Annotated in this window: 12 protein-coding genes and 3 tRNA genes; 9 read left to right on the top strand and 6 right to left on the bottom strand. The window is 51.7% G+C overall.

The features are described 5' to 3' along the window. Positions 1-187: 187 nt before the first annotated feature. The 3 genes from II896_00380 to II896_00370 form a co-directional block, all read right to left on the bottom strand. Positions 188-910: a TGS domain-containing protein gene (locus II896_00380; GenBank protein ID MBQ4443099.1), complete on the bottom strand. Its 723-nt coding sequence runs from the start codon at positions 908-910 to the stop codon at positions 188-190. A gap of 633 nt (positions 911-1,543) precedes the next feature. Continuing rightward, positions 1,544-2,317, bottom strand: coding sequence for an SDR family oxidoreductase (locus II896_00375; GenBank protein MBQ4443098.1), 774 nt, complete (start codon positions 2,315-2,317; stop codon positions 1,544-1,546). A gap of 97 nt (positions 2,318-2,414) precedes the next feature. Next, positions 2,415-3,215, bottom strand: coding sequence for a 5'-methylthioadenosine/adenosylhomocysteine nucleosidase (locus II896_00370; GenBank protein MBQ4443097.1), 801 nt, complete (start codon positions 3,213-3,215; stop codon positions 2,415-2,417). Between the two features lie 384 nt (positions 3,216-3,599). On the opposite strand from II896_00370, the gene II896_00365 reads away from it, so the two are divergent. The 6 genes from II896_00365 to II896_00340 all read left to right on the top strand — a co-directional run bounded on the left by II896_00365 (position 3,600) and on the right by II896_00340 (position 13,850). Next, on the top strand, positions 3,600-5,639 hold the full coding sequence (locus II896_00365; protein ID MBQ4443096.1) for a SpoIIE family protein phosphatase: 2,040 nt from the start codon (positions 3,600-3,602) through the stop codon (positions 5,637-5,639). A 99-nt stretch (positions 5,640-5,738) separates the two neighbouring features. Next, on the top strand, positions 5,739-6,341 hold the full coding sequence (locus II896_00360; protein ID MBQ4443095.1) for a hypothetical protein: 603 nt from the start codon (positions 5,739-5,741) through the stop codon (positions 6,339-6,341). Between the two features lie 21 nt (positions 6,342-6,362). Then, positions 6,363-6,680 (top strand): STAS domain-containing protein, encoded by a 318-nt coding sequence (locus II896_00355; GenBank protein MBQ4443094.1) that lies wholly within the window; start codon positions 6,363-6,365, stop codon positions 6,678-6,680. A 720-nt stretch (positions 6,681-7,400) separates the two neighbouring features. After that, positions 7,401-9,206, top strand: coding sequence for a hypothetical protein (locus II896_00350; protein MBQ4443093.1), 1,806 nt, complete (start codon positions 7,401-7,403; stop codon positions 9,204-9,206). 238 nt (positions 9,207-9,444) lie between these two features. After that, positions 9,445-10,854 carry a hypothetical protein gene (locus II896_00345; protein MBQ4443092.1) on the top strand — a complete coding sequence of 470 codons (1,410 nt, stop codon included), beginning with the start codon at positions 9,445-9,447 and terminating at the stop codon, positions 10,852-10,854. Between the two features lie 143 nt (positions 10,855-10,997). Further along, positions 10,998-13,850 carry a hypothetical protein gene (locus II896_00340; GenBank protein MBQ4443091.1) on the top strand — a complete coding sequence of 951 codons (2,853 nt, stop codon included), beginning with the start codon at positions 10,998-11,000 and terminating at the stop codon, positions 13,848-13,850. A gap of 758 nt (positions 13,851-14,608) precedes the next feature. On the opposite strand, the gene II896_00335 is transcribed toward II896_00340, so the two are convergent. Beyond that, positions 14,609-14,694, bottom strand: a tRNA-Leu gene (locus II896_00335). Between the two features lie 138 nt (positions 14,695-14,832). Here II896_00335 and II896_00330 point away from each other — a divergent pair. Both II896_00330 and II896_00325 read left to right on the top strand, forming a co-directional pair. Further along, positions 14,833-14,907: transfer RNA gene (locus II896_00330), tRNA-Gly, on the top strand. A 159-nt stretch (positions 14,908-15,066) separates the two neighbouring features. After that, positions 15,067-15,140: transfer RNA gene (locus tag II896_00325), tRNA-Cys, on the top strand. Between the two features lie 49 nt (positions 15,141-15,189). Here II896_00325 and II896_00320 read toward each other — a convergent pair. Next, positions 15,190-15,606, bottom strand: a complete 417-nt coding sequence (locus II896_00320; GenBank protein ID MBQ4443090.1) for a PH domain-containing protein — start codon at positions 15,604-15,606, stop codon at positions 15,190-15,192. Between the two features lie 97 nt (positions 15,607-15,703). On the opposite strand from II896_00320, the gene II896_00315 reads away from it, so the two are divergent. Next, entirely contained in the window at positions 15,704-15,931 is a 228-nt protein-coding gene (locus II896_00315; GenBank protein ID MBQ4443089.1) for a helix-turn-helix transcriptional regulator, read from the top strand. Positions 15,932-16,192: 261 nt separating this feature from the next. Here the strand turns inward: II896_00315 and metA are convergent, their stop codons facing one another. Beyond that, a complete protein-coding gene (gene metA / locus II896_00310) occupies positions 16,193-17,098 on the bottom strand; it encodes a homoserine O-succinyltransferase (GenBank protein ID MBQ4443088.1) in 906 nt (301 codons plus the stop codon). Position 17,099: the final 1 nt, after the last annotated feature.

The following is a 17,099-nucleotide window of genomic DNA, read 5'->3' as shown; positions in this document are numbered from 1 at the left end:
TAGTAGGCGTGCCATCATTGTTTAGATATCGCTGAACTACCATTTGTCTAAACTCAACTGTGTATTTGTTAAACTTTTGTCCTTTACTAGCCATATAAAAATACCTCCTATGGCAATTGTACCATAGGAAGTATTCGTAGGACCTTTTTTGTTGAGTGTCCTAAATGGGGTTCACTTCATTCGCCCTTTATTTTTTTCTCACCAACGGCGCTCTCACGCCGTACGTTTTCGCTTTTCCTCGTCTTTCCACGGGTTGCGCCTTGACCTTTGCGGGGAACGCCGCGCCCTCTATCCGCCACACGCGGTCCACGCGCTTCGCGGATTTCAGCGCGAAGTCCACTATCTGCCCCGTATGCGACAGGTGCGGTCCCGCCGTCAAGTCCTCGAAATCGCCGAACTTATATATGGCTACGCGCGTACCCTTGGGCAACGCTTCGATGATTTGTATCTTATAGTATTCGCGGTATCCGCGCATTATCTTGATGGCGGCGGTACGGCTCATCTCCTCACGCTCGATGGCGAGGTCGGCTTCGACGATATTCTTCATCTCATCCACCAATCGCCCCAGCAACCCGTCCTCCGGCTCCATCGCAAAAGCCACGTCGCAGCGGAAGCCGTCCTTCGTCGCGGGACTTTCCACCAATTTGGCCGTGGGATACAAGGCTTTGACGGCTTGCGCCAACAGGTGCGCCGCCGTGTGTTGATACACCACTTGCGCCCGCTCGTCCGCGATGTCGAGCAATTCCAACGTACAGTCACGGTCGATCACGTAGTCCATATCCACCACCTCGCAGTCCACTACGGCGCAGATGGTCTTTTCCACCGCTTCGCTCCCCATATCCAACGCCACTTGCATAGGCGTCACGGGGGTCAAATATTCGGTTTTTCCACGTTTGGTCGTGACGAACATCTTATCTCCTCTATCCTTTCCGTTTTCTTTCGTTATCCCGCGCCTACGCACGGATTTCGCCCGCGCTTTCAAGCGGCGGACTTTCATTATACAATAGCCCTCGGGAAAAGACAAGCCCTTTTCGCCAACTTTTCAAAATTTCACAATATAGCCTATATTTTGTGTCGAAATGCATTTCTCAACACAATATATAGTGTCCTTTTCCATGCCACACTTTTTGTCGTTTTTCGTCGCTTACTCCCCTCTATTACAATATATAATATCCCGCGCTTTCCCTATCATTCTTTTGAATATCTCCGCCCGCGAAGCAACGCGCTATCACGCAAATTTCCTCGGGGATTTATATCGCATTGCATAGCAATTTACCGCAGTTTCCCTCGGCAACTATCTCACCTTAGCCGGCGAGCGTCTATCCCTACCGCAACGCACCGTGGGTGCAATTCACGATGCCCCGCGCTTCGCGCAATTCACGGCGGCACGAGCCGCCAATTCACCCGTTCTATCCCGCCGCAACTTGCGCCTTGCGCAAACTTCACTCGAGGCTATGCCTGAACTTCACTTGCAGTCGCAAACTTCACTTTCGCATGGCGAAAACTTCACAAAAAAATCGGCGCCCCTTAGGACGCCGATTTTTCACATCGCCGTATAGCCGCCGTCCACGGGCAGGTTCACGCCCGTCACATAGGCGGACTTCTCGCTTGCCAAGAACAGCACCGCCGTATCCAACTCGCCCTCCTCACCGTAGCGTTCTTCGGGTATCATCGTCTTAGCGTTTGCTTGGAAGAAGTCGCTATTCAAGGTATCCCTCGTCAAATCGGTATAGAAGTAGCCGGGGCAAATCGCGTTGACGGTAATGCCGTACTTACCCCACTCGGCCGCCAGCGCCCTCGTCAAATTGACCACGCCGCCCTTCGCCGCGTGATAGGGAGCCGACCCCGCGATCTTATTGCCCACCAAGCCGTACATCGAGGCGATATTGATGATCCTGCCGTATTTTTGCGGAATCATCGCCTTTTTTGCCACGGCGCGCGCCACGCGGAAGGTGCCGAAAAGGTCCACGTTCATCTCCCAATCGAACTCGTCGTCGGACATATCCTCGGCGGGGCCTACCGCGCCCGTGCCCGCGTTATTCACCAATACGTCGATCCGCCCGAACACACTTAGCGTCTCGTCTACCATCTTTTCCACATCTTCGGTGTTCGTTATATCGCACTTGACGGCCAAGGTCTCCACGCCGAACTCCTTATGTATATCGGCCGCCACTTGGTCTATCATATTCTGCCGTCTAGCCACGGCGACGATGCGCGCGCCTTGACTTGCCAACGCTTTGGCCATTTGCACGCCCAATCCCGTTGAACAACCGGTCACGACGGCCACTCTTCCCTCGAAATCAAAATACTTTCTCATCTTCCTGCCTCCTATGTAGTTGGTATATATTCGCAATCCCTTTTGGGATTTATCTCGCAGTCGGCTTTGCCGACTATATTGCAGTTGCCCTCGGCAACTACTTCCCCATTCCCTCCAGCATTTTCAGCACGATTCTACTGCTGTTCGCGCCCGCCACGTCGCCGAAATTCTCATAACTTTCGTGCGCGTGCCCGTCCGCCTTATCCGACAGCGCCCGCACCACCACGAATGGCTTGCCGTACTGTATACACACCACGGCCACCGACGCGCCTTCCATCTCGCAGGCGTAGGCGTCATAGTCGTTCTTCAATCGTTCCACGTAAGTCTCCGAAGCGATGAACTGGTCGCCCGTGGCGATGACGCCTTTCCATGCGTGTCCCGCGCCCACCACCGCGACGGCCGCTTCGTAGGCCAAATTGACCAAGCCCTCGTCGCACGCGTAATACTCGCCTTTTTTACCGCCCATACCGGGGTCTCCCGACAGCCAGGTAAAGCCGTCGTTGCCAATGATACCGTAGTCGTGTTCGACCAACCGTGTCGCTATCACCTCGTCCATCACCGCCAGCTCGTCCTTCACGCCGCCCGCAATGCCCGTAAACAGCACTTTGGATATATTGTATTCGTTGAACATCGCCGTCACGCCCGCCGAAGCGCGCACTTTGCCGATACCCGACCGCGTAATCACAACGTTCTGTCCTCTCAGGGTACCCACGTGATACTTCACACCGCCTATCTCGTCCACGCGGTCTATTTTCGCCTCGTCCAACAGCACCGCAATCTCGTTATCCATCGCCGAAACGATGCCGACGTATTCTTTTTTATCCACTGTATTCGCACAGCCGACCAACGCGGCCGCCAGTAGTATCGCCGTCATCATAATTGCTATCAAGCGTTTCATTCTTCCATACTCCTTTGCTTTCGGTGCGCCTTTCATGCGCGCCCCAACCATTATACCCCATTCTCCCCCTAATATCAAGCACAATTTTTCCCTCGCGCCGCCATCAACTTCTTGCATTCGCCCTTGGCGAATATCTCGCAGTTGGCAACGGCAACCATATCGCTCACGCCCCGCGTTCCCACATCCCGACGCAGAGATACTTCGACTTCGTCGTCTTGACAACTGCGCTCAGGATGGCGCTTTGCGCCGATTTCTCCCGATTGTCAAGCGGATTTTCCCAAAGCGCGGCTTTGATTCCTCTCGGCACTTGACACAATATCAGTTCCTCATATATAATATTTCCATATTTCTATGACGCACACGCGCCACGCCCAGCGAGGTAATATGGAAAAAATACGCAACACCGGTTCCAATATGTCCGTCAACGTCATCGGCATGGTCGTTATGCTCCTTTTGGTGTTCGGCACCATCACGGGCACCATCGGTTACTTTACTTTCACCGACGCGTTCACGTCCGAATACGCCGAAGCCACCTACCGCATGGCGGACACGGCGACCGCCCTCGTCAACGGCGATCATATAGACGACTACCTTGCGGGCGATTTGATGGATGAGTACGCCGCCACCAACGCCTATCTCGACGTCTATTGTCACAAGATACACGTCACCATCATGTACGTCATCGCGGTCGACCAATCGGATTACGGGCGTTTTGTCTCGGTTTTCAACAACGTCAACAACGACGTCGGCAACACCAACTACACGCCGTGGGAATTGGGGCATCCGCGCGACACCACCAACGACGAGTATCGCCGCAAATACCGCGCCATCTACGAGGAGGGCTCCGTCTACGAGACCGTCTATCGCACGCGGCACCTCAACGGGCAAAAGCCACACATCACCACGATGGTTCCCGTCAAAGATTCGACGGGCAAGGTGGTGGCGCTTCTCTGTATGCACCGCATGATGAACGGGCTCACCGACGTTCTCCGCCGCTATATGCTCATAGTCGGCGTCACGGCGTTGGGGCTTGCCATTCTCACCGCCCTATTCTACGCGCTGTTTTTCCATCGCAAACTGTTTATGCCCTTGCAGGCCATTTCGACCGAAGCCACCCGCTTCTCCCGCGAAAACACGCAGGGACAGTCGCTTGCGAAGGTCAGCCGCTACAAAGAGTTGCGCAATCTCGGCGTGTCCATAGACGAGATGGAATCCGAAATGCTCAAATATATCGCCAATCTCACCGCGGCCACGGCCGAGCGTGAACGCATCGGGGCGGAACTTTCGGTCGCCACCACCATACAGGCGGCTTCTATCCCCAACGTCTTCCCCGCCTTCCCCTACCGCAAGGATTTCGATATCTATGCGTCTATGACGCCCGCCAAAGAAGTGGGCGGCGACTTGTACAATTTCTTCTTAGTAGACGACGACCACCTTGCCTTCGTCATCGGCGACGTATCGGGCAAGGGCGTTCCCGCCGCTTTGTTCATGATGGTCACCAACATTCTCCTCACCGAGCGCGTCAAGTTGGGCGGCGGCACCCCCGCCGACGTTCTCTCCTTCGTCAACGACGCCATTTGCGCGCACAACGAGGCCGAGATGTTCGTCACCTTGTGGTTGGGCGTGCTGGAGATTTCCACGGGCAAGGTCATCGCGTCCAACGCGGGCCACGACGACGCCGCCGTCTATCGCAAAGACGGCTCCTTCGAGTTGTTCAAGACCAGGCACGGCGTGGTCGTAGGAGCCATGTCGGGCGTGCGCTACAAAAACTTCGAGTTCACCCTCGCCAAAGGGGACAAACTCTTCCTCTACACGGACGGCGTGCCCGAGGCCACCGACAGCGACAAGCGTATGTTCACCCTGCAAGGTATGCTCGACGCGCTCAACGCGCACAAGGACGAATCTCCCGAGGGCATTCTCGCGGGCGTCACCGACGCCGTCAACGCCTTCGTGGGCGAAGCGCCCCAATTCGACGACCTCACCATGCTGTGCATCGAGCTTACCGATGCGGCGAACGAGCCTTGCTCCCTTACCGTCGAGGCCGACACCGCCAATCTGCCCCGCGTTACCGACTTCGTCACCGATCTTCTCGACGGCGCGGGCTGCTCGCCCAAGGCGCGGATGGCCGTGGAGTTGTCGGTGGACGAGATATTCACCAACGTCGCCTGCTACGCCTACGGCGAAGGGACGGGCGAGGTGGAAATATCCGCTTCCGTCGAGGACGGCGTTCTCACGTTGGTCTTCCGCGACGAGGGCGTTCCTTACGATCCCTTGGCCAAGGCGGATCCCGACGTCACCCTCTCGGCGGACGAAAGAGCCATAGGCGGGTTGGGCATATTCCTCGTCAAGAAGAAGATGGACGAGGTCACCTATGCCTACCTCGACGGGCACAACGTCCTCACCCTACGGAAGCGCATTTCGTAGAGGGCGAAGCGAGGCGCATTTCGTCGCAACCTATTGCAAACGCCCTTGAAATATGATACAATCAACTATATCAAGCATACAATCAAGAGGATAGAAATAATGAAATCGGATATCATACGCGTAACGAACGACGGCACGGGTGTCAGGGACGCCCGCCTACAGGCCGAAAAAACGGCGGCTTTTCTGTCATTGAGCAAAAAAGACGCGTTGCACCTCGCTTTACTCACCGAGGAGATGATGGGCATGATGATCGCCCTCGTCGGGCAGGTCGAAGCGGATTTTTGGATCGAGAGCGATTTTCCCGAGGTCTCTTTGCACCTCAAGGCCGATACGAGAATGACCGCCGCCAAGCGAAGCAAACTGCTCGCCGCCTCCTCTACGGGCAAAAACGCCGCGGTCAAAGGATTTATGGGCAAGATCAAAGACATCTACCAACGCTTGGTGGAGCCGGACGACGAAACCATACCCACCACGGCCTTCGTGCAGGGCATGACGGTGTCCGATCCCGAGACTTTCGCCTCCTTCGGCACGTACACTTGGTCGCTCACCCAATACAAATCTTCCCTTCGGGCGGACGCCAACGCCGCCGAGTGGGACGAGCTCGAAAAATCCATCGTGTCCAAATTGGCGGACGAAGTACGCGTCGGCATTATGGACGACACGGCGGAAATGATCATCATCAAAACTTTCCCCAACGAATAAAATTACGACAAGGAGACAATTATGGCCATAGCAAACGAACTCACCATCGAAAAACAACAAAGCGGCGCCGAACTTACCCTCGCCCTCATCGGCCGCTTGGACACCCTCACCGCGCCCGAACTCGAGGCCACTCTCAAAGAAAGTCTCGAGGGCGTCACCTCTTTGACCTTCGACGTTTCCCGCCTCGACTACGTCTCATCCGCGGGTCTGCGCGTCTTCCTTATGGCGCAAAAGACGATGAACCGTCTGGGCACCATGAAGATTCTCCACCCCACCGAGGACGTCTACGAGATCTTCGATGTCACCGGTTTCACCGACATCTTCACCATCGAGCAATAATTCGCGCCCGCTCGCCCCGACGCCTACGTCATTTCGAGGTATTCGAGCAATCCTCTCGAGAAAGGTCTTTTCCCTTTCCCTCTTTGTCGTAGACGTCTTTTTTTATTCGCCCGCTCGTTGCGCCCAACGGGCAATCGACCATATTAAGGATAGGCGCATAGCGTCACCCTATACGCCCCGCACCGTTTCGACCGTTCAAGATTTTGCCGCCTTGCGCCAAATCCGTCCGTCCATTTTTATTGACCGATTGCGGCAGCCACCCGTGTCGCGTACAGCACAGCGAAACGTGACACGGAGAGGACGACACGCGCAAAAGGCACAGCCTTGTCCATCGGGCAAGGCAAGCAATGGTGCGATGTCGGACGAGGGGTGTGCTACCACCTCAAAAACAGCCCTCGCGCTCAGAGCTGTTCCATTAGGGATTTTATGAAAAACTAAAATTTTATGGTAATTGCACTTTCAAGCGGTGGGCATTCAAGGATTTGGATTTGATTTCCAAGTCCTTTTTGTATGTGGCGGCACCGGTTTTCAAGAATAATGAAGTTGACTGTTATTGCAGCCAAGACCTCGAAAAATGCGGAAATCCCGGCGGCATTTCGATTATTAGCCGCGCGGCCAAAGAGGTTTAGCCGCCCTTACATTGATTTATAGAAAGTATTATGGTATAATAGATTTATTCTTGTATATCTGAGGTTTCCATAATTGAAAGTAATCGTACTTATGGCTAAAAGAATAGCGGCGGCTTTGATGCTCGCAATCGCTCTGCCTGCATTGTTTGTCGGGTGTGCGAGCAACAAAGAACAGCAAGGCGTAGTTGTACGGGATACAACGGAGTTTTTGTCCGCGCTCCAAAACAAGGAAACTTTGATCCTCACAGATGACTTGACCTTTGACGAAGACACCGTGTTGCAGATAAACTACGGATTGACAATCAGGGGTAACGGAAAGAAAGCGACGATCAAAAACGCGCATTTCAAAATCATCAGTCCGAACGTTGCGGGTGAAACGAACGCCGTCACCTTTGAAAACATCATTTTGGACGGCGGCTGTTATGAAGAGCCTGACGGAACGGATAAAACCTTTGAAGAAGTGTTTGGCGGTGAACGAGAAGAAAAACGCTGTATCACGGCGGATTGGGGCTATACCGATCTTGACTTGCGGAACGTTGAAATCAAAGGTTACGCTTCGATCGAAGGCAGCGCCTTGTATATCGGCAACAAGTTTCGCGACGGAGAGCAGACGCTCTTGATAGAAAACTGCGATTTTCATGACAACGTGGCAAAACACGGCACGGTCAAAGTGTTCAACGACAAATTGACGACCAAAATCGAAAACAGTAATTTTTATCATAACACCGTAGGCGCGGCGGGCGGTTTTGTAATCAGTAACGGAAAAGCCGAAATAAAAAACTGCAATATAAATGACAATGCGTTCTATCCGTTCGCCGATCTCGGCTCCGAAGACCGTGGCGGCGGCGTTTATATCGGCGGCGTAGACCTCGATATGGCCGACTGCGTTATCGCGGGCAATGAAACCAAATACGGCGGCGGGCTTGCGCTCACTTCCGCTTTTGCGGGAAACGGTAGTATGCTGATAAAAAACTGTCGTATCGAAAACAACAGAGCGGAAGACGGCGGCGCGGTGTTCATTGACAGTTTGCAGGGGCAACCCATCGACTTTATCGGGTGCGAGTTCTACGGCAACACGGCGACGAATAAAGGAAGTATTCTCTATACACAGCCATATGCCTATTGGACAAAGAAATATAACGGCGGACAAATCAATCTTCTGTTTTCAAAAGCGGCGAACAATACGGCGCCGGACCAAGGCACGTTCCGCTTTTACGAGGCGGACGGGCTTCTCGGCTATATCGTTCTGCGCGGCTGTATGGTGATTGGCGACGATGAATACGAGACTTCTCCTTCTGCCTATAATTATATCGCTACGGCGGCCGAAGCGCTCGACAGCGGTGCAATAAACGATCTGAACATCGCAGATGGAGAAAGCGTTTACGCCGTAAAGGAGCGCGACGCGGATATTTACGTCCCTGCAAACGTGTATCGAAGTTGGCACAGCGCATTTGCGGGTGCAACGCAATCCTGCGCCATCGGAGAATACAACGAAATTCCCGCAAAATCGCAAATCGATCTTACGCTGACGATCGTTCTCGTCGTGATAGGCGCGGCGCTCTCCGCGTCGTTCGTCGTTCTCTTCGCGGTGTTCAGAAAGAAGAGAAAAACAAATATAAAAGCCCCCGAAGCGCAAGAAACGGGAGCCGAAACGTCGGAAACGGAAGAACAGCAACCCGTTGCGCCTGTTATGACCGAAAAAGAGCGCATCGACACGCTGACCGAGAGAGAATACAAGATCGTCGCCTTGACGCTTTCAGGCAAAACGAGAGAACAAATTGCCGAAGAACTGCATTTTTCGGTTGGAACGATCAAGTTCGATCTGATGAATATTTACAGAAAGCTTGCTTGTTCGTCACGTACCGATCTTATCCTTCGCTACAAAGATTACTTTTGATTTTTGCATAATCCGGCAACTGCGGGAATGAGGGCAAAATCTGTGGCATGTTTTTTATTATAATCATATACGTTCCTCTCTGTTTTTGCGGAAATCCCACAATATTTGCCGTGTCATGAATCAAATTGAAAAGTTTAGCCGAGCGGCCATGCGTTTTTGGCCGCTCTAACTATTCCTTTTTCTAAAGAAAAAGATTAAAATTAAAGCAACTTTTTTCAGTAGAAAAGGAGAGAATCTTATGACAAACCAAAAGACAAGAAAAAAGATGGCAAGCGTAGTATCCGTTTTGCTCGGCATAGCGATAATGCTTGCAATGGTATTTGCGCTTTTGCCCGCCACAACTCTGACCGCGCATGCGGAAAGCGCCGATCATTATGCGCTTCAAAATTTGTTGCGCGGTAGCGGTACGCACGTACTCGAAAAAGACTATTATGTTTCAACCGGTATCGGTGATCCGAACGGTAATTTTGACATAAAAGCCGGCGATAATATCACGCTCGATCTCAACGGACACAAAATCTATTCCACTCGCGATGATTGTTTTTACCTTAAAGTGTATGGCTCGCTGACTGTCATTGACAGCGTCGGCGGCGGACAATTCAGATTTAGTCAAATCGATGTTGATGGCGGAACGCTCAATATCGATGTCAGAACGTTTTCAATGTTCGGCAACATAAAGAGATTGATTCAATTCGGCACCATTGCTCTTGGCATAAATGCCAAATTGAACATTTCCGAATATACCATCGGTTCTATTGAAAGAATCACGGATTATTATATCGGCTTAGAAGATTTCTCTGCCGCAAGCGCCACCGTCAAAATCGAAGGCAATATGAAGATATCGGATTATTTCCATTACAAAGGATCGACTGTATTGATGTCCGGTGGTAAAATCGGCGCACTTGGCGTTCGAGATTTAAGCGCTACCGGCAAAGGAAGCGATTTCAGTATCAAAACGACAAGCCAACAAGCAACGCTGGGCGACGTTGACTTGCCGAAGGCGCAAACATTCAATTTGTCAAATTACCAACCTAAAAGTATATCGCAGGGCACGGCGTGGTATGGTTCGCTCAACGTTCCTTCCACAACGCCGGCTTCAATCAATTCCGGTATTAGGATCGGTGAAGTTTTGAACAATGACGTGACGGCAGATGATTTCGATCCGACAAAAGGCGTCAGTATAGAATTGAAGCCCGAAGCAAGTTATGACGTTTGGAATGCGTTCCCGAACAATATTTCCGTATCTTGGTACAGAAGTCTAAACGGCGGTTCGTTTGAAAAAATAGTGACTACGTCCGAATACTATTATAAGGACACGGTTCCGTTCGGGTCAAACTATGCGACGTATTATGCAGTATTTGCTTCTGAAAAAGCAGGGGCAGTTCGTTATTTTGAAAGCGACCGCGTTTCTCAAAACATTACTCCTGCCGCGCCTGCGGATTTGGCAGTTGCATATTCGGGACAGACGGGAAATATCAGCGTATCAATCGGACAAAATCCAAAATTAGAAGCGAAATATTCTACCAAAAACAATAAAAACGGCAATGACGTCCGCGCGGATATCAATGGCAACAACTTGTCGGCAACGAATGGCAGAATATCAATTATGCAACGAAAGCAACGTATTATCCGGGCTCTGCCGAGATAACCGAAAAAACTTTGCGCGTCGGCGTGCGTTTTGTAAACCGTAATTTGTATTCGGTTTGGGAATATTCCGATGAAATTACATATTCTGTCGTTGATTATGATTCCCCTGTCGCAAAACTCTCGAATCCTACGGAAATCGAAGAAGTGAAAGGCTATGACGTTCATGTCGGCGCGACCGTTGACAACGCAAACTATTTTGACGGCGTGACCTATCAATGGTATTACGTTTGGGCGTATGCGGAAGGCACACCGCTTTACAAGGCGATCGAGAATGGCACGAAGAACGGTTATACCTTTGCAAATGCGGACACGGCGACGCTCACGATCTCCCGCGCAACTACGAACGCCGATCCACTGATCGTGCGCTGTCAGGTGACGGGCACCAAAAACGGCTACAAGAGAAACGCCAACACCGAGGACGTTTCCGTCAGTTTCATTGACCTTCCGCTTCCCGTTATCAACACCCAACCGCAGGGCGCAAACCTTGCAAAAGCCAACAACACGCACGCAATCGCCGTTTATGCAAGCACAAAACAAGGCACGCTTACTTACCAATGGCAGTCGTCAGAGGACGGCAACGTTTGGGAGAATATCGCGAACGCCGATGCTTTCAACTATCTCGTTGACAGAAGCGTTGCGACCAACGGCACGTATTACCGCTGCGTTGTATCCAACGCGGCAGGCTCTATAGGTTCCGACGCCGCCAAATTTGTCATTACAGACAGCACGGTGCTGAACGCCACTCTTACGAGCGGTCTTTCGGTATCCTTTGCGGAAGGCAATTCCGACTATACGCTCGACAACGACGATCGCACTCTCGTTTGCCACTTGGGCGACGTCTTCCTTATCGGCTTCGAGGCAAGCGAAGGCAATGCAACCGACTTCGATAAATCTATCGGTACGGATTGGAGAAACGAAACGGGGCTTAACGACAACGGCATGGGCAAAAAGTATATCGACACGTCCATGGCGGGCACGTTTGAATATTATGGCAGATTCTACGCCGAATACGACGACGGACTCGGTCACGTTCAATCCATAGAGTATAACAGAGGAAACGATGAGAGAATGAGATTTACGATCGTCGTTCTCCCTCGTGAAGACGAGGCGGAAATCGATCCCGTCACAGTTGAACTTGGAAACAGTGAAACGATTGACTTCGCAAGCGCAAACTACGAGTATATTTTTACAAACGGTGGCGTTTCTACGAATGCGCAAACCTGGTTCCGCGGCAATCACAAAGCGTCGAGTTATTACCACTTCGTCACGGGTTACCGCCTCTACGTCGGCATTCCGAACGAGAACGGCGAGATCGAATATATCTGTTTCGCCCAAACCGACTACTACGGCGACGGAATAGACCCGTATAACAACGCGCAAGACCTTATCTTCGATACGAGCGCGGCAAAACTCTCCGCCCTCGAAATCGAAACGCTTGACGGCGTTTACGACGCATACGTCGTTATGGATTATCAATCCATCGTCAATGAAAACGTTGACGATCAGTTTGTCGTCAAACGCGGTGCTTTTGAAGGTCACCACTTCGCGCTTACTGTCGTCGCTCCTTGTCAGCACGAACACGTGACGGCGACCTACACGTTCGGAACAGACGAAACGTACGGCGCTTACATCATGATCGCCAATAAGTGCGATATCTGCGAAGAGAACCTTGCCGGTGCGTATATCTGGGTTTACAGAACCGGCGAAGCGGACGGGCTTCCGCTTATTTCCCAAGCGGCTACCTGCACGGAAGACGGTATGAGAGCGCACAAGCACTTTACGCTCGGCGGATACGACAAATATTATGTGGAGGACGCGACAAACCATTGGGTAGAATGCGCCGATCCGTCCACGCTCGTCATCAAGGCAGGGCACAACTATCAAGCAGTTGCCGCAACTGCCGCAACTTGCACCACGGACGGAAATCACGCGCACTTTGAATGCTCCGTTTGCCACAAGAAATTCGTTCAGGACGGCGAAGAATACTATGAAGTTGAACCCGAATCGCTCGTTATAGACGCATTCCACAAGCACCTTGAATCAGTCGGCGAAGTTCCCGCCACCTGCTCGGCATACGGCGTGCAAGCATATTACACTTGTTCTCAATGCGGCAAGAGCTTTACGGACGCGCTCGGCGAGCACGAGATCACAGATCTTAACGCTTGGAAAGTAGGAGACGGCAAGATCGAAAAGGCGGCTCATGCTTGGGGCGATTGGCACGTCGTCACTCCCGCGACTGAAACAGAGGACGGTGTTGAAGAACGCGTTTGCCAGAACAACCCCGAACACAAAGAGCAACGCGCTATAACCGCAAGCGGTTTCAGTTATACAACCGACGAGCAAGGCATAAAAGTGTTTGAGCATGCTGCGGCTCTCGGCACACCTTCCGATTTTGCGGCTCTCTTTGCCGCGGCAAAAGCCGCAAACGGCAAAGTCAAAATCAGCGCGGGCAATCTTGTGCTTACCTTTGACGCAAACGCCGTTTCTGCAATCGGCGGCAATGCGGCAAATTTCACGGCTTCCGTCCTGACATCAAACTTCGGTATCGACGGGCTCGGAGGCATACAAGTCGTCATCGAACTTTCGCTCGGCAATACAACTTTTGCAAACGGCACCGTATCTGTCAAACTTCCGTTTACAACGGCTGTTCCCGAAGGTAAGGTCGCAAAGGTTTACTATGTTGACGCGCAAGGCAACAAAACGGATATGAACGCAACGTTTGCAAACGGTTTCGTGTCCTTTAACACCAACCACTTCTCCAAGTTTGCGGTCGTGTTCGAAAACGCACAACAAGACGATCCCGTCAATCCGCAACCGTCCGAACCGGAAGTCAATCCTTCCCCCGAAAAGAAAGGTCTTTCCGGCGGTGCTATCGCAGGTATCGTCATTGCGATCGTTGTTGTGCTCGCAGGCGCAGGCGTAGGTTGCTTCTTCCTTCTCAAAAAGAAAGGCGTCATCAAACTCGGCAAAAAGGACACTAACGACCAAGGCGAATAAACCGCAATAACAGAAAAACAGTCAGGGTGTTGGAATTTTCCAACACCCTGACTTTACAAAGTTAGCAGAAGATTGACGGATATTACAAACGCACAATCGGAATAATTTAAAATTTCGTCGGAGCCGTTGAGATCCCCGACTTCGACTAAAATGATCAAGAGAAAAGGCGTGGCATCACGCCACGCCTGATTCTCAAAGGACAGCCTTACCGAAAATTCCCTAACGGAAGTGCGGTTCTCGCGCTCCCTTTTTCGTATATGTGTGCCGCTTTATGCAAGCATAGCGTCACCTGGTGACCGGAATAGTTCCTCGCCTTGCGCCAAATCCGTCCGTACATTTTTATTGACCGATTGCGGCAGCCACCCGTGTCGCGTACAGCACAGCGAAACGTGACACGGAGAGGACGACACGCGCAAAAAGCACAGCCTTGTCCATCGGGCAAGGCAAGCAATGGTGCGATGTCGGACAAGGGGTGTGCTACCACCTCAAAAACAGCCCTCGCGCTCTCGCGCTCCTTTTTTCGTATAGGGGTGCCGCTTTATGCAAGCATAGCGTCACCCCGCACCGTTTCGACCGTACAAGATTTTGCCGCCTTGCGGCAAATCCGTCCGGCCCCTTTCCCAGGGGGTGTGCTACCACCTCAAAAACAGCCCTCGCGCTCTCGCGCTCCTTTTTTCGTATAGGGGTGCCGCTTTATGCAAGCATAGCGTCACCCCATACGAAAAACAACCCTACGGGTTGTAGGGCTGTTTTTGAGGTGGTGCCGGTGACCGGACTCGAACCGGTACGGATGTTACTCCGAGGGATTTTAAGTCCCTTGCGTCTACCATTTCGCCACACCGGCAACTGTGCCTATTGTACCATTCCCCTGCCCGTCTGTCAACTAATCATTTTATCGCAACCATCAAAATAACACTTTTTTTCGAAAAGTTGCAAAAAATTGTTGCAATCGGGCATAAAATATGATATATTCAAATAGCACGCGGGAGTGGCTCAGTGGTAGAGCGTTGCCTTGCCAAGGCAAATGTCGCGGGTCCGAATCCCGTCTCCCGCTCCAAACAAGTGCTTAAGCGTTCCCTCTCTTTTTGAGACGGGATTCGCTTGTGCCTTTGGCACAAGACAAGCGATATTCGCTTGTGACCTGCTTGCGGGTTCGTTGCGGAAGCACGCCGAGCGACGCGACGGCTATCCCGTCTCCCGCTCCAATTTTTTATATGGCACCATCGCCAAGCGGTAAGGCCCGGGTCTGCAAAACCCTTATCCCCAGTTCGATTCTGGGTGGTGCCTCCAAAAAACCCGACTTTTCGTCGGGTTTTTTGATTTTTCCATTCATTTTTTGCTACTCGTTTCTGCTCCCTATCACTCCATTCAAAACTTCCTTGACATCAAGATAATCCTTGATATTGACAAAATAGATATTGTCTCGGTTCGTTCCTTTTATGATGACAGTACCGAACTTGCATAGTCTGCCCCAAAAGGCTTGCTGAACCACCACGTTCTCCACTTTCTCCAAGAGCATTTCGTCGCACCGCACCGAAACGATACCTCTCTTCTCGATTACTTTTTTGTCGGTTATCACATATTCGGTCGTGCGATATGCCAAAGTTGCTTTTATGGCTTTTATCGTTGGTATAAGCAACAGCCAACACCCCAATATTCCGCCAACCCACCACCAAAACAAGGGTATTTTGCTGATCGTCGCTCGTTTTACGATATGTTCATTCCCCGATAATACTTTTTCTTCAATATAACTCATACGCCCTCCTTTTGAAAAAAATAGATTATACTGTTACTTTATCACACCATTTGGTGTAATGTCAATAAACTTTCACCAAAAGGTGTAATCTTTTGATATGGAGAACAATGAAACAAAAAACTATATGCTTATATTTGCGAAAAACTTGCGCGAGTTGTTAGGCGAAATGTCGGTCAACGAATTTGCAAAACGCGTCGGCATACCCCAACAAACGCTCTCTCGCTACCTGCATTGTCAACGCGAAATTTCGATTGCCAATTTATGCAAAATCGCCGATTACTTCGGCGAAGATATCGACGTGCTTTTAGGACGGAAACACTATTAGATCATTCAAAATATAAAACGTTGCCCCTCGCGTTTGGTCGCGCAGGGGCAATTCTTTTTTCAGCACCTTTCAAATTGACACTCACTTAGGCCCCGCCGACCATCTCGCATCCACCATCGGAAAACTGTCGCATCCCGATGCACGTCGGATTTCTCCCGCTCATGGTTTGAGCGGATTTATCCCGTGCAACCCACGGATTTCACCCAAGGCTATGTGCCTTGGATTTCTCTCCCCATAGGGGTGCGCTTGCCTATGGCAAGCCTACTTCCAATCGTACGGCGTGATTTGATACACGTAGTGGTTCAACCAGTTGGAGTACAAGAGATTTGCCGTCGAACTCCAACAAAAATCGATCTCCCCCGCGGTCCCTTCGCGATAATAATGGACGGGCGCCTCGATGGGCAACCCCTTCCCGAGGTCGCGCAGGTACTCGGTCTCCAAGGTTTCGCGGTCATACTCGGGGTGTCCGAAGACGAAGATGAAGCGATTATCCACCGACCTTGCGATGGCCGGCCCCGTCTCCTCGGACGACGCCAACAGCACGAGGTCCTTGCTCTCTCTTACGTCCTTCTCGCGTATGGTCGTATGCCTGCTGTGCGGCATGGCAAAGCCGTCGTCCAGTCCCTTGAGCAGTGGCTCGAAGCGGTCGAACCCGTAATACCGATAGATACCGAACAATTTCTTGGGCAAGGGCTGTTTTTCTATGCCGTAATAATAATGCACGGCGGCCTGCGCGCCCCAGCAGATAAACATCGTCGAAGTCACGTTCGTTTTGACGAACTCGAACACTTCGGCCAACTCGTCCCAATATTTCACGTCCGCGAAGTCGATATCTTCCACGGGTGCGCCCGTGATAATCATACCGTCGAAGCGGCGATGCTTCACGTCGTCGAACGTGCAGTAGAACTTATCCAAATGGGACACGGGCGTATTCTTCCCCACGTAGGAGCGCGTCGCCAACAGCGTGATATTCACCTGCAACGGCGAGTTGGACAGTAGGCGCATCAACTGCGTCTCGGTCACGATTTTCGTGGGCATGAGATTGAGCACGGCGATTTCCAGAGGACGTATGTCCTGCGTGGCCGCTCGCAATTCGTTCATCACGAATATATTTTCCCCCGCCAGCACTTTCGCGGCGGGTATGTCCTTCGGTACGATGATAGGCATA

It is taken from the genome of Clostridia bacterium, assembly GCA_017394805.1.
Classification (GTDB): Bacteria; Bacillota; Clostridia; order Christensenellales; family CAG-1252; genus RUG14300.
This window is presented reverse-complemented; position numbering and strand designations above follow the sequence as displayed.